The organism is Acidovorax sp. KPB24-03, from assembly GCF_057546605.1.
This window is the reverse complement of sequence record NZ_BAAJYR010000061.1, coordinates 1-17,335: the sequence shown is the minus strand read 5'-3', so window position 1 is coordinate 17,335 and position 17,335 is coordinate 1. Positions and strand designations below refer to the sequence as shown.

At 68.0% G+C, this 17,335-nt stretch carries 17 protein-coding genes; 4 read left to right on the top strand and 13 right to left on the bottom strand.

Going from position 1 to position 17,335, the window contains the following annotated elements:
- The 3 genes from AC27KI_RS09945 to AC27KI_RS09935 all read right to left on the bottom strand — a co-directional run.
- Window positions 1-1,744 (bottom strand): chromosome segregation SMC family protein (locus AC27KI_RS09945; RefSeq protein ID WP_487113634.1); only part of this gene is annotated, 1,744 nt, incomplete at its 3' end.
- 210 nt (window positions 1,745-1,954) lie between these two features.
- Complete coding sequence (locus AC27KI_RS09940; RefSeq protein WP_284404347.1) at window positions 1,955-2,287, bottom strand: YnfA family protein; 333 nt, start codon at window positions 2,285-2,287, stop codon at window positions 1,955-1,957.
- Window positions 2,288-2,363: 76 nt separating this feature from the next.
- On the bottom strand, window positions 2,364-5,516 hold the full coding sequence (locus AC27KI_RS09935) for a bifunctional diguanylate cyclase/phosphodiesterase (RefSeq protein ID WP_487113632.1): 3,153 nt from the start codon (window positions 5,514-5,516) through the stop codon (window positions 2,364-2,366).
- 239 nt (window positions 5,517-5,755) lie between these two features.
- Between AC27KI_RS09935 and AC27KI_RS09930 the strand changes: the two genes are divergently transcribed.
- Window positions 5,756-6,226 (top strand): CopD family protein, encoded by a 471-nt coding sequence (locus tag AC27KI_RS09930; RefSeq protein ID WP_487088270.1) that lies wholly within the window; start codon window positions 5,756-5,758, stop codon window positions 6,224-6,226.
- 60 nt (window positions 6,227-6,286) lie between these two features.
- Here AC27KI_RS09930 and AC27KI_RS09925 read toward each other — a convergent pair whose 3' ends face one another.
- The 5 genes from AC27KI_RS09925 to AC27KI_RS09905 all read right to left on the bottom strand — a co-directional run bounded on the left by AC27KI_RS09925 (window position 6,287) and on the right by AC27KI_RS09905 (window position 10,252).
- The gene (locus AC27KI_RS09925; protein WP_487088272.1) at window positions 6,287-6,478 is read right to left on the bottom strand and encodes a hypothetical protein; all 192 of its coding nucleotides are present in this window, start codon (window positions 6,476-6,478) and stop codon (window positions 6,287-6,289) included.
- Window positions 6,472-7,464, bottom strand: a complete 993-nt coding sequence (locus tag AC27KI_RS09920; protein WP_487088274.1) for a hypothetical protein — start codon at window positions 7,462-7,464, stop codon at window positions 6,472-6,474. The genes AC27KI_RS09925 and AC27KI_RS09920 overlap by 7 nt, the downstream gene beginning before the upstream one ends.
- Before the next feature lie 378 nt (window positions 7,465-7,842).
- The gene (locus AC27KI_RS09915; RefSeq protein ID WP_487088276.1) at window positions 7,843-8,130 is read right to left on the bottom strand and encodes a DUF3325 domain-containing protein; all 288 of its coding nucleotides are present in this window, start codon (window positions 8,128-8,130) and stop codon (window positions 7,843-7,845) included.
- Between the two features lie 42 nt (window positions 8,131-8,172).
- Window positions 8,173-9,855, bottom strand: a complete 1,683-nt coding sequence (locus tag AC27KI_RS09910) for a PepSY-associated TM helix domain-containing protein (protein WP_487113630.1) — start codon at window positions 9,853-9,855, stop codon at window positions 8,173-8,175.
- 97 nt (window positions 9,856-9,952) lie between these two features.
- On the bottom strand, window positions 9,953-10,252 hold the full coding sequence (locus AC27KI_RS09905; RefSeq protein WP_272569545.1) for an iron uptake protein: 300 nt from the start codon (window positions 10,250-10,252) through the stop codon (window positions 9,953-9,955).
- A gap of 177 nt (window positions 10,253-10,429) precedes the next feature.
- Here AC27KI_RS09905 and AC27KI_RS09900 point away from each other — a divergent pair, with 177 nt between their 5' ends.
- Complete coding sequence (locus AC27KI_RS09900; protein WP_487113628.1) at window positions 10,430-11,089, top strand: hypothetical protein; 660 nt, start codon at window positions 10,430-10,432, stop codon at window positions 11,087-11,089.
- A gap of 41 nt (window positions 11,090-11,130) precedes the next feature.
- On the opposite strand, the gene AC27KI_RS09895 is transcribed toward AC27KI_RS09900, so the two are convergent.
- The gene (locus AC27KI_RS09895) at window positions 11,131-12,396 is read right to left on the bottom strand and encodes an SLC13 family permease (RefSeq protein WP_284431168.1); all 1,266 of its coding nucleotides are present in this window, start codon (window positions 12,394-12,396) and stop codon (window positions 11,131-11,133) included.
- A gap of 244 nt (window positions 12,397-12,640) precedes the next feature.
- On the opposite strand from AC27KI_RS09895, the gene AC27KI_RS09890 reads away from it, so the two are divergent.
- Complete coding sequence (locus AC27KI_RS09890; protein WP_284431169.1) at window positions 12,641-14,476, top strand: ABC transporter ATP-binding protein; 1,836 nt, start codon at window positions 12,641-12,643, stop codon at window positions 14,474-14,476.
- Window positions 14,477-14,709: 233 nt separating this feature from the next.
- On the top strand, window positions 14,710-14,862 hold the full coding sequence (locus AC27KI_RS09885; RefSeq protein WP_272569550.1) for a hypothetical protein: 153 nt from the start codon (window positions 14,710-14,712) through the stop codon (window positions 14,860-14,862).
- A gap of 134 nt (window positions 14,863-14,996) precedes the next feature.
- Here the strand turns inward: AC27KI_RS09885 and AC27KI_RS09880 are convergent, their stop codons facing one another.
- The 4 genes from AC27KI_RS09880 to AC27KI_RS09865 all read right to left on the bottom strand — a co-directional run.
- Window positions 14,997-15,917: an NAD(P)/FAD-dependent oxidoreductase gene (locus AC27KI_RS09880; protein ID WP_487113625.1), complete on the bottom strand. Its 921-nt coding sequence runs from the start codon at window positions 15,915-15,917 to the stop codon at window positions 14,997-14,999.
- Window positions 15,907-16,368 carry an Rrf2 family transcriptional regulator gene (locus AC27KI_RS09875; protein ID WP_272569551.1) on the bottom strand — a complete coding sequence of 154 codons (462 nt, stop codon included), beginning with the start codon at window positions 16,366-16,368 and terminating at the stop codon, window positions 15,907-15,909. Before AC27KI_RS09875 ends, AC27KI_RS09880 begins: the two co-directional genes overlap by 11 nt.
- Before the next feature lie 77 nt (window positions 16,369-16,445).
- Window positions 16,446-17,006: a sugar O-acetyltransferase gene (locus AC27KI_RS09870; protein WP_487113623.1), complete on the bottom strand. Its 561-nt coding sequence runs from the start codon at window positions 17,004-17,006 to the stop codon at window positions 16,446-16,448.
- 137 nt (window positions 17,007-17,143) lie between these two features.
- A partial coding sequence (locus AC27KI_RS09865; protein ID WP_487113621.1) for a BolA family protein occupies window positions 17,144-17,335 on the bottom strand: 192 nt, incomplete at its 5' end.

The window sequence follows — 17,335 nt, the reverse complement described above, 5'->3', positions numbered from 1 at the left end:
CGGCGGGCGGCGCGGTGTAGAAGGCCAGCCGGGCCGGTGGCGCATCGTTGCCGCCCGCGCCGAGAAAGCCGCGCACGCTGTCGAGCCGGCTGACTTCGAGGGCGCCCAGGCGCTCGCGCAGCGCGGCCTCCAGCGCGTTCTCCCAACCGGGCTCGATGTGGATGCGGCTCCACAGGCCCTGCAGGCCGTCGAGGCCGTGGCGCGCCAGCCAGGGCTGCAGCTTGCCATCGGTCTTGACCTTCTCCTGCAGCGCCTTCAGCGCCTCCATGCGCGCCGACAGGTCGGCCTGGCGGGCGCTTTCCACGTTCACGGCCTGCTGGCGGGTGCGGCGGTCCTCGTCCAGCTGCGGCACGGATTCCTGCAGCTCGGCCAGCCGGGCCTCGGCCATTTCGGCGCCCTCCTGGGCGGCATCGAGCTGGCCGCGCAGGTTGACCAGCCGCGCCTCGTCGGGCGCGGCCAGCGCGTTGCGGTCGGTGCGCAGGCGCTCGTGGCGGGCATCGAGCTGGCGGCTTTGCTCGTCGATGCTGCGCTGCTCGGCGGCCAGCACACCGATCTGCTGCTGCACCTGCACCACGGCGCCGCGCTGCTCGTTGGCACGCTGCTGGCCCTGGCGCAGCGCCTCTTCGAGGTCGGGCAGCTGCAGGGCCTGTTCCTCAACCTGGGCGGCCAGCAGTTCGGCACGCTCGTCGGCGTCCACGCCGGCGCCGGCGAGGTTCTCCATCTCGTGTTCGGCCTCTTCCTTGCGGGCCGACCACTGCGCGATCTGCTCGGCGAGCTGGGCGAGGCGCAGTTCCACGCGCTGGCGGCCTTCCACCACGTAGCGGATCTCGGCCTCCAGGCGGCCCACTTCGGCCGTGGCCTCGTAGAGCTTTCCCTGGGCCTGGTTGACGTGGTCGCCCGCGGCATAGTGCGCCTGTCGGATGGTTTCGAGGTCGGATTCGACCGAGCGCAGGTCGGCCATGCGCGATTCGAGGTCGTTCACGGCCTGCAGGCCGTCGGCGCGCACCTTGGCCTGCTCGGCCTCGGCATCGGCGCGCTTCAAGAACCACAGCTGGTGCTGCTTGAGGGTGACGTCGGCCTGCAGCGCGTTGTAGCGGGCAGCCACCTCGGCCTGCTTTTCCAAGCGCTCCAGGTTGGCGTTCAGCTCGCGCAGGATGTCCTCGACCCGCGTGAGGTTCTCGCGCGTGTCCGACAGGCGGTTTTCGGTCTCGCGGCGGCGCTCCTTGTACTTGGAGACGCCCGCGGCCTCTTCCAGGAACAGGCGCAGCTCTTCGGGGCGCGACTCGATGATGCGGCTGATGGTGCCCTGGCCGATGATGGCGTAGGCCCGGGGTCCCAGGCCCGTGCCCAGGAACACATCCTGCACGTCGCGCCGGCGCACGGGCTGGTTGTTGATGAAGTAGCTGCTGTTGCCGTCGCGCGTGAGCACGCGCTTGACGGCGATCTCGCCGTACTGGTTCCACTGCCCGCCGGCGCGGTGGTCGGCGTTGTCGAAGACCAGCTCCACGCTGGCGCGGCTGGCCTGCTTGCGGCTGGTGGTGCCGCTGAAGATCACGTCCTGCATGGACTCGCCGCGCAGCTCGCTGGCCTTGGACTCCCCCAGCACCCAGCGCACCGCATCCATGATGTTGGACTTGCCGCAGCCGTTCGGGCCCACCACGCCCACCAGTTGGCCCGGCAGCATGAAGTTGGTGGGTTCTGCGAACGACTTGAAGCCGGCGAGTTTGATGGAGTTGAGACGCACGGGTCTGTGGGCGGGCTGGGGGCGTTGAAGCGCTCAAAACGGCGCGGCCGCGCCGCCGGGCGGGCCAGCGTGGCCAAGCCCCGGATGATACCGTGCCGGGGTGGCGCGACTGCCAGGGAAACGGCCCGCTCCTACAGCCGCCGCCGCTTCAATCAAAAAAGGCCTCCAGCGCAATCAGCACTAGGGCATATAGCTATCAAAAGAGTAGCATCAGCCAGCGCGGGGCGCGAAGGCGATGATCGCCATGCCGGCCAGGGTGACGGCCACGCCCGCCAGGTCCCACGCGGTGGGGCGCACGCCGTCCACCGCCCAGAGCCAGCCGAGGGCCACCGCCACGTAGACGCCGCCGTAGGCCGCATACACCCGGCCGGCCGCGGCCGGATGCAGAGTGAGCAGCCAGGCGAACAGCGCCAGGCAGGCAGCGGCCGGCACCAGCAGCCAGGGGCTCGCGCCCTGGCGCAGCCACAGCCACGGCAGGTAGCAGCCCACGATCTCCGCCAGCGCGGTAACGGCGTACAGCGCCAGGGTTTTCAGTTCGAACATGGGAGGGCTCGAAGCGATCGGCAGGGGCCGGCGGGCCCGCAGGCGTTGCGGCACGGCGGGCGCCGGCCGGTGCCCCTCACACGATCAGCGGGCTCAGGCCCGCGGCGTGATCGATCACCAGGCGTTCGAAGCCGTCCGCCGGCAGCGGCGGGCTGAGCAGGTAGCCCTGCCACACATAGCACTGGTTGCGTGCCAGGAAGGCGCGCTGCGCCTCGGTCTCCACGCCCTCGGCGATCACGCGCAGGCCCAGGCTGGTGCCCAGGGCGACGATGGTGCGCGCGATGGCAGCGTCGTTGGGGTCGGTGAGCACGTCACGCACGAAGCTCTGGTCGATCTTCAACTCGTCCAGCGGCAGGCGCTTGAGGTAGGCGAGCGAGGAATAGCCCGTGCCGAAATCGTCGAGCGAGAAGCCCACGCCATAGGCGCGCAGCTGGGCCATCTTGTCGATGGTGTCCTCCACGTCCTGCAGCAGCAGGCTTTCGGTCATCTCCAGCTTGAGCCGGCGGCCATCCGCCCCGGTGCTCGCCAGCGCCGCCAGCACCTGACCCACGAAGCCGCTCTGGTGGAACTGGCGCGCGCTCACGTTCACCGACAGGCCCAGGTGCGAGAGCGCCGGCCGCTGCGCCCACCGCGCCAGCTGAGCGCACGCCGCCTGCAGCACCCATTCGCCCAGCGGCAGGATGAGTCCGGTCTCTTCGGTCAGGGGAATGAAATCGGCCGGGGAGACGAAGCCGCGCACCGGGTGGTGCCAGCGCAGCAGCGCCTCGGCGCCGGTGATGCGCCCGTTGTCCATCTGTGGCTGGTAGAACAGCTCGAACTGCTGGAGCGCGATGCCCTCGCGCAGGTCCGATTCGAGTGCCGCGCGGGCCGCCACCAACGCCTGCATCCGCGGGTCGTAGAACTGCAGGCTGTTGCGCCCGCCGGCCTTGGCCTGGTACATGGCCAGGTCGGCGCGCTGCAGCAGTTCGTCCACCGTCTCGCGCACACCCTGGAAGATGGTCACGCCCATGCTGAGCGTGCTGTGGTGGGCCTCGCCCTCCAGCACGAACGGCCGGCGCAGGGCCGCCAGGATCTTCTGGCCCATCTCTTCCGCCCGCGCGGCGGCGTCTTCGGGGCTGTCACCCAGGTCTTCCAGCACCACCACGAACTCGTCGCCGCCATGGCGCGCCACGGTGTCTTCGGCCCGCACGCAGTCGCGCAGCCGCAGCGCCACCTGGCGCAGCAGCATGTCGCCGCGCTCATGGCCCTGGGTCTCGTTCAGGGTCTTGAAGTTGTCCAGGTCGAGCATCAGCACCGCGCCGCAGCGCTGGCTGCGGGTGCTGGCGGCCAGGGCCTGCTGCAGCCGGTCGAGCAGCAGCCGGCGGTTGGGCAACTGGGTGAGCGGGTCGTAATAAGCGAGGTAGCGGATCTCTTCCTCCGCCGCCTTGTGCTGGCTCATGTCCACCACGGTGATGAGGCGGTCGTCGCCCAGCGCCACGCCGGCCAGGTCCACCGTGCGCAGCTGCCCGCCCTTGCAGGTGATGGCGTGCTCGCGCGGCGCGATGGCCTCCTGGCCCGGCGCCTCGGCGCACACGGCCAGCCAGTCGGCGATGGCCTGCTCGCGCTGCGCCGCATCCGGAAACGCCAGGCGCCACCAGTCGTCCACCGTGGGGGCGTCTTCGGCGGTGTAGCCGCAGATCTGCACGAAGCGTTCGTTGCGAAAGCTCACCACGCCGTCCTTGCGCACCAAACACACGCCCACCGGCAGGCGGTACAGGATGCCGCGCAGGCGCAGCTCGCTGTCGCGCTGGCTCTCTTCCATCTGCTTGCGCTCGGTGATGTCCTGCACCACGGCGATGGAATGGTGCGCCGGGTTGCCGGGCATGCGCATGGGCGACACGGTGAGATCGGCCCAGATGACGCGCCCCTCCTTGTGGAAGTAGCGCTTTTCGTAGCGGAACTCCTCGATCTGCCCCTGGGCAATCTGCTGCATCAGCGACTCGCCGGCGGCCAGGTCGTCGGGGTGCGTGATCTCGCCCACCGTCTTGGTCGACAACTCGGCCTCGGTGTAGCCCAGGATGTCGCAGAACTTGCTGTTGGCCCGCACGAAGCGGCGGCTGCTGGCCTCGACCTGCGCGACGCCCACGGCAGCCTGGTTGAACAGGGCGCGAAAGCGCTCTTCGCTCTCGCGCAGGGCCGAGCCTGCGGCGGTGGCGAAGCTCACGGCCTGCGTGCGGCGGCGCACCAGCAGCGTGATGAGCGCGGACAGCAGGGCCGTCACCAGCAGGCCGCCGCCGCCCATCATCGCCGGCAACTGCGCCTCCGAGCGCGACAGGAAGGGCTGCAGGGGCTGGAAGGTCAGCCGCCAGCGCCGGTCGTGCACGCGAAGCTCACGTTCATAGCGCTCCATGGCGGGACGCACGCCGCTTTCCAGCGCCAGCAGCGTCCGCTCGGAAGACGCGGAGCCATCGCTCACGGAGCCGATGTCCCGCACCGACATGCCCACGCCCCGAAGTTGGCCCTCGGACTGCAGGGCCTTCACCATGTCGTAGAAGCGGATGGTGGCGGCCACCGAGCCGATGTAGCGGCGCACGCCGCCCGCGCCGTCGTCGAACACGGGCAGCCGGATCACGAAGCCGGCGCGGTTGTCGCGCTCCTGCAGCAGGTCGAACGGTTCCGAGGCCACGACCTGCCCGGTGTCGCGGCTGTAGCGGATGGACGCCATGGTGGCCGGCAGCGAGCCGACATCCAGGCCCACGACGTACTCGTTGCCCACGATCGGCCAGATGTAGTCGGCCACTTGGTATTCGGGCCGGTCGCCGGGCGGGCGGATGGCGAATGTGGACGGCGCGCCCGTTCGCGCCAGGTCATCGGCCCGCACCCGGGCCTCGTAGGCCTCCTTGTCGGCACGCGTCACGTAACGGGTGAAGGCCACGTTCTTCACGCCGGGGTAATGCTGGGCAAGGCGCAACTCACGCGCCGCATGTTCGAAATCGGCGCGCCCCAGCCGTGGGTTGACCAGGAACAAACTGCGCAGGCCGACCACCAGTTCGGTATGCGAGGCGATGCGGGCCTCCAGCGCCGTGGTGAACGACCGCGCCTCCTGGGTGAACCGCTCGCGTGCGATGCGCGCCACCGAATCGCTCTGCTGCTTCCACAGTGCCCAACTGACAGCCATGCCGAGCAGCGCGCAGAGCACCCCTGGCAGCCAGGGCCAGCGTTGCAATCGCAGTGCTTTTGGAAGCGTCATGGGCAGATGGAGGAAATCCCGGGCGCGGCGCGGGGAATCCGTCCACGATAACCCACGAGGATAGCCACAATCGACGTCGGTTTTGGCGTCAATAGCCTCAATGTTCTTTTTTGTAACAATGGCCTGGTCGTTTTCCATAGCCATTGCCGTGCTTGCACCCGCGTTGGCGCCCTATCCTCCCGCCCTGGCGCCCTGCCCGGGCAACCGTCCCGGCTCCCGAACCCCTCAGAAAGTCTCCCATGCTGTACAACGCGCTCCAATTGGTCCATGTCCTGGCGATCATCGTTTGGCTGGGGGGCATGGCCTTCGCCCATTTCTTCCTGCGCCCGGCGGCCCAGGCGCTGGAACCTGCCCAGCGCGTGGCGCTGATGCACGGCGTGCTGCAGCGTTTTCTGGGGGCGGTGCTGGTGGCGGTCGTGCTGGTGCTGTCCAGCGGGCTGTGGATGATCGGCAATGTCGCCCGTGCCGCGGCGCAGTCGGGCGGCCGGTTTTCCATGCCGCTGTCTTGGACGATCATGGCCACGCTGGGCATCGTGATGATAGCCCTGTTCGGCCACGTGCGGTTCGCGCTGTTCAAGCGCCTGCAGCGCGCGGTGGCGGCGAGCGACTGGGCCGCGGGCGGCAAGGCGCTGGCTTCCATCCGCACCTGGGTGGGCGTCAATATCGCACTGGGCGCTGTGATCGTGGTGGTGGTGTTTCTGTTGCGGTGAGTGCAGACAGAGCGAGGCACCACCAGTGCCATTGCTCGCCACCTGCCCACTGATGGAACGTCAGCGCGTTGATGATCCGCCCACTTCGCTCGGCAGGAAAATGGCTTCCACCTGCCCATGGTCCGGGGCCTTGCTGCCGCTGTTGAAAAACTCCGCTGATTCCTGAATCTCCAAGCTGGTGCCATGGAATGGATCGCGAATGCTGAGAAAGAATTTGCCCTTGCTCTCGCGGACGTTGTCCAGCATCAGCATGTGCCCCCCTTGCCGAGAATGCAGGGGCCGTATTGGTCGATTTTTTCCGCCAAGTCACGCCAGGCTACTTTTCTGCTTCTGTCTTTGCTGAATAGGCTGCTCTTGTAGCTTAACTCGTGCGTCACCTGGAAAGGCTCCAGGCCAGTGGCCAACTTAATCGAGTGCATGACGGCGCGGGTGTCCCGCGCGGTGTTTGAAGCATAGACCTTGGAAGAATTCAGATCCTCCAGGTCCACCTTCCCATGGTCCAGCAGCAGCATCAGCTCACAGGCTGCGGAGCAGTCTTTGAAGGCAGGCTGTGGAACCATGAATCGGTTTCCTGGCAGGGGATAGACACTGAAATGCCCGAATTTAATGGCCGGAACAGAAACGCCGTTCGCGACAAATACCGGTTTTTTTCCGTCACCACTGACTTCCAGTCCTGCAAACCGCTTTGTCGTCAGTTGCGCAGGAGCGTCATAAATCAAACCATTTTTGATCTGTTCCGCAAAATGCCCGAACTGGCCGCGAATTTCGGGAAAACGGCGTACGACCCCATCCTTTGCACGGATGTAGGGTTCGGCGAACCACTGCGCAGGACCTTGCGAGGGCAGCTTGGATTTGGAATGGTCTACCAACCCGATGATGTTGGAACACGTTGCGTAAAAGCCGCCAATTGTGCTTGCCGGAACCAGTGTTTTTTGCTCCGGGCTCTTCTCCGCTCGAGGCGGTGGCTCCAGCGATAGGTTGGCCAGCCAAGCGCGGGTGTCTATGGGCTCATCGTCGTCGCTGCTGCTGGAGTATCCGGGAACACTCGCTCTGGCCGTCATAGGCCGAGGAATTTCGGGCGAGTCCTGCCGAGATCTGCGCTGCGTCAGGTTCTGCAGTTCCGGCGGGATGCGGGTCGAACTGCTGCCTCCGCGAGCGCTTGATGAGGCCGGAGTAGATTCTTGTGAAGACGAACTCGAAGTGCGTCCGCGCGTTCCAGAAAGAGAAAATGGGGTCATGGCACACAGATCCTTTGATCACGCCATGGTCGGCATGGACCTGATGCATCGCTTCACCGCAACCGAAGCATTGAGGACATCTGCGAAAAAATCCCGACCACGCCGCCGTTCTCGCGTCACAGTGAGAGCGTTGCCCAAAATAAAACAAGGAACTCAACCGCCCCCACCGAAGCCGTGATTTGCCAGAGCCTTGCCTAATCGAATACGGTTAACCGCCCCGGTGCGGAATCAAGAATCGGTGCATTTAAGCCTCACCTAAGCTGGGATGGGAATCATGGACTCCAGTAGCCCGCATCAATCGATCTCCTCCTCCCTCCTGGGCTACTTTTCGACCCGCTTCGGCGGGTTTTCTTTTTGTAGCGCAGTTCGCTCGTTCACTTAGCGGCCCGTACCCGTGGCGGCCGGCACCCACGGGACCAGAATTCCCAGTGTTCGCGGGCGCCAGGCCAGTGTCAGGGCGATGCCGAAGGCAGCCCCCGCCAGAGCCATCACCCACACCAGCGAAGCCATCGAGCCGTGGTCCACGCTCAGACACAAAGCCAACGATCCAACCAACGCGGCGGCGCCTGCCACGCGCAGCGCCACTGCCGTGCGGCGGGACTGGGGGGTGGCGTTGCCGAGTGCCTCGTCCCAGTGCACTTCCATGGACAGTGCCAGCCACCCCATCCCGGCGACGTTGCCGCTACGGCGGCCAGCAAAAGCAATGCGTCAAGCACGAGAAGCCTCCGGTATGCCCTGGGCGGTGCGGCCCACCGTTGCGGCAGCGCTCCGCGCGCGCTGGCGAAGCCTGCGGGCCGCTACCAGGGCCAAAGCGGCGGCAGTCAGCAGGGCCAGGTCCATGCCCGCCACGGGCCAATAGCCGTTAGCAAGTGTGCGCAGCAGATGGTCGCCAGTCGTGGTCCAGTTCAGCAGCACGGCAACCACCGCCAACGCGGCCGCGGCCCAGCACTGCTCGGCCCACGCGGGCGCCATCCGGCCCTGCCCCACCGGCGCCGTGCGCCACACGCCATGCAGAAAAGCCAGCACCCAGGCGCCCCAAAACACGGATTGCTCCCAGGTGCCCCGGCCCGGCAGATCGGACGGCAGCACCCGGTTGCCGATCAGCATGGCGAAGGTGGCGATGAGCATGCCGGTCACGGTGGTCACCGCGAAGGCGTCCACCCAGCGCGCGCCGGAGAGGCCTTGCCTGGCATGCTGGCGCTTGCGCTTTTCCACGAAGAAGATGAAGCCGGTGGCGATGCAGACACAGCCCGACAGGCCGCCCAGCACGTACAGCCAGCGCAGCAGCCAGTGCCGGAAATGCTGCAGGTGCAGGCCGGTGAGGAAGTTGTTGATGCCCGCGATCGCCGTGGGCGGCGGGTCTTCGCGCAACACCTCGCCGGTGGCGCCCTTGAAGTGGATGCCCTCCCCCGTGAGCGTGACGCGGTCGGTGCCGGCGCGGAACACGCTCACATAGGCATTGGCATCGCCCACGTGCTGCACGTTCAGATAGCCGACCTCGCCCGCCATGCCCTTGGCGGCCCAGCGGCGCTGGGCCTCGGCCACCATGGCGTCCACCGAGGCGAGGGTACCGGGCGTGCCTGCGCGCTTGGCCGGCAGGCCGGTCTCCAGCGCTTCGTGCTGCTCATGCAGTTCGTGCAGCGGATGCAGCTGGGTTTCGGTGACGGGAAAGTAGATGCCGCCGAAGATCACCAGGCCCGACAGCGCGAAGATGAAATGGAACGGCAGCGCCACCACCCCGGTCAGGTTGTGCAGATCGAGGACGCTGCGCTGGGTGTGCTTGCGCGGCCGGAAGGTGAACATCTCGCGGAAGATCTTGCGGTGCATGACCACGCCGCTGACCAGCGCCACCAGCATCATCAGCGCGGCGAAGCCCACGATCCAGTAGCCCAGGCTCTTCCATTCCAGGTGCAGGCTGTAGTGCAGCGGGTAGAAGAACCGGCTGCCGATCTTGAGGTGGTCGTCCGGCAGCGGATTACCGTTGCGTGGGTCGATGGTGCGCGTGCCCCACACCTGGTCGTCCGCGTCCTTGGCATTGGGCAGGGCGAAGCTGGCGAACATGCCGAGCACCGGATCGCGGTGGGTGGTGTAGGCGCCCCAGCTGTTCACGATGGGGAAGGTGTCGGCCAGCGGGCCGTTCACCCGGCTGCGAGCCGCCTCGAGGTTGGCGGCATCGGGCCGCGTCATGGTTTGGAAGGCCGGCTGCAGCACGCGGTCGAACGACGGCATGGGCTGCGGGGCGAACCGGGTTTCGGGAATGGCCCAGCGGTCGATTTCGCGGTCGAACACCGACAGCGAGCCGAAGAAGAAAACGACCATGAGCACGAAGCCCAGCACCAGGCCGAACCAGGTGTGCAGCCAGGCCATGGTGAGCCGAAAGTTCTGGAACACGGGACGAATGCCTTTCCGCTAAAGACAGCACAGACAGCACAGACAGGACCGACAGGGCAACGGGACGGACACGAAAACCGCCGGCACAGGGGGCCGGTCAGATCAGCGCCATCTGCACCAGCGACGCGGTGCCGGCCATCAGGGCGCCGCCACCCGCCAGCACCAGCCAGACACGGCCGAGCCGGGAATCCGAAAAGGCCCAGAGGAAGGCCACCAGAAACACGATGAAGCCCACGATGTAGCCCATGGCCTCGGCATCGTGGAATGGCATGCCCGCCGCGAATGCCAGGCCCACGCACAGCGCGATGAACCCCCAGGTGAATGCGTAGCCGCCCAGCATGCCGGCCGCGATGCGCGAGACGACATGCAGGCGGGACGCTGCAGTGCTGCCAGCCATCGTTTGCCTCGATTTCAAAATGCGATTGGTTCTCAATTATGCCTGCGGATGCGTCCTCCGAAAACCCATGCGCGGCATGGGCCCACCCTCGCGGCCAGACCTGTCGCGGCAGCCGGCTATGCTCTGCGCCTTGTCCTGCCCGGCCTTCTTCGCACCTTCTTCGCCTCTTCCTTGCTTATGTCACGTGCCCGCCTCACCCTCCTGACCCTGCTGCTGGCCATGCTGGCCGCCATCGCCGCCACGGCCTGGTGGGTGGCGCAGGGACGCATGCGCGCCGCGCGCGCCCAGGTCGCGCAGCTGCAGCAGGAGGTGAGCCAGAAGACCGAGCAGTTGCTGGGCTACACGCGCTACACCGACTACCTCACGGTGGGCAAGCAATCGCTGTCGGAGCAGATGAAGCTCATGGCGGCCACCGTGGTGCGCGAGGAAGGCACCACCCAGATCGTCGAAAAGTCCGTGCTGGGCCTGGCCTCCACAGGCGTGGTGGCGATCTGGTACTCGTTCGGGTACGACCTGCGGCCCCAGAGCTACGAGCTGCGCAGCACTCCGGCCGGCATCGAGATCCACCTGGCCAAGCCGACGCTGGTGGCGACCCCGGCCATCAGCCAGCTGCGCCACCGCGTGCTGTCGGGCGGCCTGCTGACCGACAACAAGGGCGCGGTCATCCGCCTCACGCAGGAGGCGTCGCAGCGCGCGGCCAAGCAAGGCGCGGCCATGGCGTCGGACCCGGCCGTGATGGCGCTGTGCGAAAAGAGCCTGATCGCGTTCCTGTCGGATTTCCTCTCGCGCCAGCCCGGGGTCAAGGCCGTGCCGCGCATCACCGTGGTGTACCGATAGGCCTTTGGGCAACGGCCGGACGGCCGCGTTGACACAGCCGGTCAGCGCAGCGCGACGTGCGTGATCCACAGGGTGAGCAGCGCCGCACCCAGCCCCAGGGGCATCACCCAGGCGCCCAGCCGCAGGAACTGCCAGCCACTGACCGATTGGCCTTCGCGCCGCAATGCGGCCAGCCACAGCAGTGTGGCCAGCGAACCGGTGATCGACAGGTTGGGCCCGATGTCGATGCCCATCAGGGCCGCGGCCCGCATCGACGGCGAGGCGTTCGCGGCATCCAGCGCCGCCCCCGCCAGCAGGCCGGCGGGCAGGTTGTTGACGAGATTGGCGGCGATGCCCAGCAAGGCGCCCACCCCCACGTCCGCGCCGCCCGGCCAGGCCGTGGCCGCCTTGCGCAAGGCATCGGCCAGCAGCCCCACCACGCCGGTGTACTCCAGGGCCTGCACGAACACGAACAGCCCCGCCACCAGCGGCAGCACGCTCCAGGACACCGAGCGCACCGTGGGCCAGACAGCGCTGCCGCACCCGATGCGCAGCAGCGCCAAGGTCACCAGTGCCGCCCCCAGCGTGGGCCAGCCGAGCGGCACGCGCAACCACGCGCAGGCCACCAGCACCACCACCGACACGGCCAGCCCGGCGGCCGCCAGGGCGCCGCCGCGGCTCAAGGGGCTGGGAGGCACTTCGGTGCGGATGGTGGCGTCGATGCGGTGGCGCAGCGCGAACCGCAGCGCCAGGAAGGTCGCGGCGATGGACGCCAGCGAAGGCAGCGCGAACAGCGCCAGCCACTGCGGCAGCGGCGGCATGTGCCCGCCCCAGAGCACCAGATTGGCGGGATTGGAGATGGGCAGCACGAAACTCGCCGCATTGGCGACGAAGGCGCAGATGAAGAGGTAAGGCAGCGGCGAGGCTCCCACCGCGCGGGCCACGGCGAACACCGCGGGGGTCAGCACCACCGCGGTCGCGTCGTTGGACAGGAACACGGTGACCAGCGTGCCCACCAGATAGACCCAGGTGAAAAGCCGGCTGCCCGAGCCGCCGGCACGGCGGGCCGCCAGGGCCGCCAGCCAGTCGAACACGCCTTCGCGGCGCGCCATCTCCGACAGCAGCATCATTCCGGCCAGGAACAGGTATACGTCTTCGCCGCGCAGCACGCCCCTCCAGGCCTGGCTGGCCGGCAGCAGCCCGAAACCCACCAGCGCCAGCGCGCCCGCCACGGCCCACACCGCTTCGGGCAGGCGCCAGGGGCGAAGGATGACCGCACTGGTCGCCACGGCGACCACGCCCCAAATCCACTGCTGCGGTGCAAGCATGAAAGCCTTTGTTCCAAAAGATTGATCGACGGCAGGAAAGAGGGCAAAAGAAGGAGCGCCCAGGACCCGGGGGGCGCGCCCGCCGTTCGCCCAGGCCGCTCTGCGGGGGATTCTATGCAGCGGCCCGAAGCGCACCACGTCGGACACGATCGAAGGATCGGGATGGCGAAACGGCAGCGCCAAGACCCCGCGGGCACACGGCCGACGGCGGCCCCTTACGATGGCGGCCCAAGGAGTTGAGCCTGTGTTTGAGTTTTTCGAAAAGCGACTTCCCCCCTACCCCGGCAACGAACCCACCCTGCCCCCCAAGGATTTCATGGCTTTCGTGTGGTCCGGCACACGCGGGCTGCGCCGCTACGTGGTGATGATGGCGGGCCTGTCGGCCGCCATCGCGGTGTACGAGGCCCTGCTGTTCGCCGTGCTGGGCCATGTGGTGGACTGGCTCACCCAGGTCAGCCCCGCGGCGCTGTGGGCCGAGCGCCGGGGCACGCTGGCGCTGGTGATCGGCATGCTGCTGGGCAGCATCGTGCTGGTGGCGGTGCAGACCAGCGTCAAGCACCAGACGCTGGCCATCAATTTCCCGCTGCGCCTGCGCTGGAACTTCCACCGGCTGATGCTGGGCCAGAGCATGGCCTTCTATGCCGACGAGTTCGCGGGCCGCATCACCACCAAGATCATGCAGACGGCCCTGGCCGTGCGCGACATGATCTTCACCACGACCGACGTGGTGATCGGCATGGGGGTGTACCTGTTCACCATCCTGCTGCTGGCCGCCGGCTTCGACCTGCGGCTGCTGGTGCCCTTTCTGGTGTGGATCGTCTGCTACGGCCTGGCGTGCTGGTACTTCGTGCCGCGCCTGGGTCAGGTGGGCAAGGCGCAGGCCGATGCGCGGTCGGTGATGACCGGACGCATCACCGACGCCTACACCAACATCGCCACCGTCAAGCTGTTCTCGCACACCCGGCGCGAGGCCGAGTTCGCCCGCGCGGCCATGGATGCGTTCAAGCACACGGGCTACGCGCAGATGCGCCTGGTGAGCCGCTTCGAGATCGTGAACCACATCCTGGTGGTGGCCATGATGATGGGCGCCTGCGGCACGGCCCTGTGGCTGTGGTCGCTGGGCCAGGTGGGCGCGGGCGCGGTGGCGGCCGTCACCGCGATGGCGCTGCGCGTGTCGGGCCATGCCCACTGGGTGATGTGGGAGATGACCACGCTGTTCGAGAGCGTAGGCACCATCCAGGACGGCATCAACACCCTCACCCGGCCACGCACGGTGGTGGACGCGCCCGATGCGCGCCCCCTGGCCGTGCCGCGCGGCGAGGTGCGGTTCGACAACGTGACCTTCGCCTACCAGGGCGGCAAGCCGGTCATCGACCGCTTGAACCTCACCATCCGGCCGGGCGAGAAGATCGGCCTGATCGGCCGTTCGGGCGCCGGCAAATCGACGCTGGTGAACCTGCTGCTGCGCTTTCACGACGTGCAGACCGGCCGCGTGCTGATCGACGGGCAAGACATCGCGCACGTGACGCAGGACAGCCTGCGCCAGGCGATCGGCATGGTCACGCAGGACACCTCCCTGCTGCACCGCTCGATGCGCGACAACATCCTCTACGGCCGGCCCGACGCGAGCGAGCAGGACCTGCACGCGGCCGCCCTTCGAGCGCAGGCCGCGGACTTCATCGACACGCTGACCGACCTGCAGGGCCGTCGCGGCTACGACGCCCACGTGGGCGAGCGCGGCGTGAAGCTCTCGGGCGGCCAGCGCCAGCGCGTGGCCATCGCGCGGGTGATGCTCAAGGATGCGCCCATCCTGCTGCTGGACGAGGCCACCAGCGCGCTGGACTCCGAGGTCGAGGCCGCCATCCAGCAGAGCCTGGACGGGCTGATGCAGGGCAAGACGGTGATCGCCATCGCCCACCGCCTGTCCACCATCGCCGCGATGGACCGCCTCATCGTGCTGGATGCGGGGCAGGTCATCGAAGAAGGCACGCACGCACAGCTGCTGGCACAGGGCGGTGTGTATGCCCGGCTCTGGGGCCACCAGAGCGGCGGATTCCTGGGCGAGTCGGAAGAGGACTGAACGCGGCGCGGCGGGCCTTGCTTCGGCAGGGCCCCGGCGCAGATTCCACGCCGGCAGATAGCTATCATTCATATAGCAATCTGGCAACCATGTCCGAGCGCATTACCGGAGGTTACAGGTCTGCGGCGCCGTGCTCTTTAGACTCGCGCCTTTCCCAGCGCAATGCGGTTGACGCCGCAGGCCGCACCTTCCCTCCCCTTCCTACCCATTCATCACTCTTCAGAGGGAATCCCATGTCCGTTGCATCCATTCTCGGCATCTCGATCGGCGCAGGCGTCGGCACCTATTTTTCGCTCAAGAAGAACCCCATGCCGCAGGGCAAGCGCGTGCTCATGTGCGTGGGCGCCGGCGTCGTCGTTTTCGTGCTGCTCAAGATCATTCTCTGAGCGGCGGGGCGGCTCCGCGCTGCGGCAGCGGGGCCTAGCAGCCCATGGCGAGGCGGCCGCCGCAGCGCCGCCCCCCCTTCCCTTCTTCCCGTCTACCCTCCCACGCTTTCAGGCCGTCCTCCGGCGCCCGGGCATCACGTCCCGAACACCAGCGCCTTGTGCAGCCACACGCCCGCCATCAGCCCGTTGGCGGATGCCAGCGTCGCGTTGTGGCCCGGCATGGCCGCGTCTCCAGCGGCGAACACACCGGGCACCGTGGTCTGCTGCGTGGCATCGGTGCGGATCACCAGGCCGGCCGGCCCCTCGTCGAAGGCGCAGCCCAGTTGCTCGGCCAGCGGGCTGGCCATGTGCGTGCGCGGCGGCACGAACAGCGCCTCGATCGGCACGCGGCGGCCGTCCTCCAGGCGCACGGCGGACAAGGCGGGCGCGACCCCTTCCAGGCCCGCGATGCGCGCCGGCTCGAGGGCGATGCCGCGGGCACACAGTTGCGCCAGCGATTCGGCATCGGGCGCCTCGTGGCCATTCAGGAACAGCGTCATCGGGCCCCAGTCGGCCACGAGCAACGCGTGGTGCACCGAAGCGGGCGCGGCGTACAGCGTGCCCAGCGGTCGGCCACCGACCTCGTAGCCGTGGCAATACGGGCAATGCAGTACGGTGGCGCCCCAGCGCTCGCGCAGGCCATCGACGGCAGGCAGCTCGTCCCGCACGCCGGTGGCCAGCAGCAGCTTGCGCGCGGCCAGCGACTCGCCCGAATCCAGCGTCACGGCGAATCCACCATCATCGCCTTCGGCCAGCGGGCCGGTGGCGCGCGCCTGCGTGGCTGTTCCCGCCTTGAACGTGACGGACGGATAGGCCAGGAGCTGGCGGCGCGCCAGCGCGATCATGTCCTGCGGCCGTTCGCCGTCCTGGCCGAAGAACCCGTGCGACGCCGCCGCGAAGCGGTTGCGCGGCGCGCCCGCATCCACCACGCACACGCTGCGCCGGGCGCGGGCGATCTGCATGGCGGCGGACAAGCCTGCAAAGCTGCCGCCGATGACCAAGGCATCAAACCGCATGGGACACCTCCTTCATCGACAGGCCGCTCTGGGCGAAGCGGCGGTGGAAATCGCGCGACAGATCGGCCAGGGTGATCTGCTCAAGGCGCGCCAGCAGCAGCGCCTCGGCCTCTCGATAAGTGCCGTCGAGCGCAGCGTTCACCGCCTGCTCCACCAGGCATTCCGGGCGCTCGGTGCGGTGGCCGACGGCCAGGAACGGCGGCTCGCCCACGGCGCGGTGGATGTCGGCAAGGCTCACCTCCTCCAGCGGGCACGACAGCACCCACCCGCCGCCATGGCCCTTGGCCGAGGCCACGAAGCCCGCCTCGCGCAGGCCCGCCATCACCCGCCGCACGACGACGGGATGCGTGTGCATGGCCTGGGCCAGCGATTCGGAGGTGGACGGGGTGTCGTTCTCGGCCATGTGCAGCAGCACGTGGAGAACGCCGGATAACTTGCTGTCTTGTTTCATGCAACATTATTAGTTGCATGAAAAAGAACTGACAAGCGAAGGGGCATGCGAGGCGGGCGTCTCCCCGCGCCGGTGTTTCAGCCCTGGCGCGGCGGCAGCACCCTGGCCGGGTTGCCCACCACGGTGGCGCCGACAGGCACATCGCGCGTGACGACGCTGCCCGCGCCGATGATCGCGTCGTCGCCCACCGTCACGCCGGGCATCACCAGGGCGCCGGCGCCGATCCACACGTTACGGCCGATGGTCACCGGGCGGCCGAACTCCAGGCCCTGGGCCCGTTCCTGCGGCGACCGCGGGTGGTCCGCCGCGAGCAGTTGCACGCCCGGCCCGATCTGCGTGCCGTCACCGATGCGCACCTCGACCACATCCAGGATCACGCAGTTGAAGTTGAGGAACACCCCCGTGCCCAGGTGGATGTTGAAGCCGTAGTCGCAGTGGAACGGCGGGCGCACCACGGCCCCCTCGCCCACCGAGCCCAGGTGCTCGGCCAGCAGCGCGCGCCGCTCGGCGGGGTCTGCGGCCATCGCCGCGTTGTAGCGCACGAGCCAGCGTTTGTTGGCCGCCATGTCGGCCTGGAGTTCGGGATCGCCGGCGTGGTAGAGCCGGCCGGCCAGCATGTGTTCTTTGTGTGAGGTCATCGGGCCATTGTGAAGGCGCCGCGGGCGCAGGCAGTCGCCCGGGTGACCCCGTGAAGGGGTTCAAGCCAAAATGGCCACCAGCACAATCAACACTAGGGCATATAGCTATCAAAAAGTGGGCAACCAACCGCAGGCCGTCAGGCGTCCTGCGCGGCCCACTCGGCGGGCGTGAAGGTCTTCATGGACAGCGCATGCACCTCGTCGGTCTGCATGCGGGTGCCCAGCGTGGCATAGACGCGCTGGTGGCGCTGGATGGCACGCTTGCCCTCGAACTCGGCCGAGACGATGGTGGCGTACCAGTGCCGTCCGTCGCCTTCCAGCGCGAGGTG

What these genes read in the sequence shown, in the direction of transcription:
- AC27KI_RS09940 (WP_284404347.1), bottom strand. Translation starts at nt 2,287, where the DNA reads ATGTTCGAACTGAAAACCCTGGCGCTGTACGCCGTTACCGCGCTGGCG.
- AC27KI_RS09935 (WP_487113632.1), bottom strand. Translation starts at nt 5,516, where the DNA reads ATGACGCTTCCAAAAGCACTGCGATTGCAACGCTGGCCCTGGCTGCCA.
- AC27KI_RS09930 (WP_487088270.1), top strand. Translation starts at nt 5,756, where the DNA reads ATGCTGTACAACGCGCTCCAATTGGTCCATGTCCTGGCGATCATCGTT.
- AC27KI_RS09925 (WP_487088272.1), bottom strand. Translation starts at nt 6,478, where the DNA reads ATGCTGATGCTGGACAACGTCCGCGAGAGCAAGGGCAAATTCTTTCTC.
- AC27KI_RS09920 (WP_487088274.1), bottom strand. Translation starts at nt 7,464, where the DNA reads ATGACCCCATTTTCTCTTTCTGGAACGCGCGGACGCACTTCGAGTTCG.
- AC27KI_RS09915 (WP_487088276.1), bottom strand. Translation starts at nt 8,130, where the DNA reads ATGGGGTGGCTGGCACTGTCCATGGAAGTGCACTGGGACGAGGCACTC.
- AC27KI_RS09905 (WP_272569545.1), bottom strand. Translation starts at nt 10,252, where the DNA reads ATGGCTGGCAGCACTGCAGCGTCCCGCCTGCATGTCGTCTCGCGCATC.
- AC27KI_RS09900 (WP_487113628.1), top strand. Translation starts at nt 10,430, where the DNA reads ATGTCACGTGCCCGCCTCACCCTCCTGACCCTGCTGCTGGCCATGCTG.
- AC27KI_RS09895 (WP_284431168.1), bottom strand. Translation starts at nt 12,396, where the DNA reads ATGCTTGCACCGCAGCAGTGGATTTGGGGCGTGGTCGCCGTGGCGACC.
- AC27KI_RS09885 (WP_272569550.1), top strand. Translation starts at nt 14,710, where the DNA reads ATGTCCGTTGCATCCATTCTCGGCATCTCGATCGGCGCAGGCGTCGGC.
- AC27KI_RS09880 (WP_487113625.1), bottom strand. Translation starts at nt 15,917, where the DNA reads ATGCGGTTTGATGCCTTGGTCATCGGCGGCAGCTTTGCAGGCTTGTCC.
- AC27KI_RS09875 (WP_272569551.1), bottom strand. Translation starts at nt 16,368, where the DNA reads ATGAAACAAGACAGCAAGTTATCCGGCGTTCTCCACGTGCTGCTGCAC.
- AC27KI_RS09870 (WP_487113623.1), bottom strand. Translation starts at nt 17,006, where the DNA reads ATGACCTCACACAAAGAACACATGCTGGCCGGCCGGCTCTACCACGCC.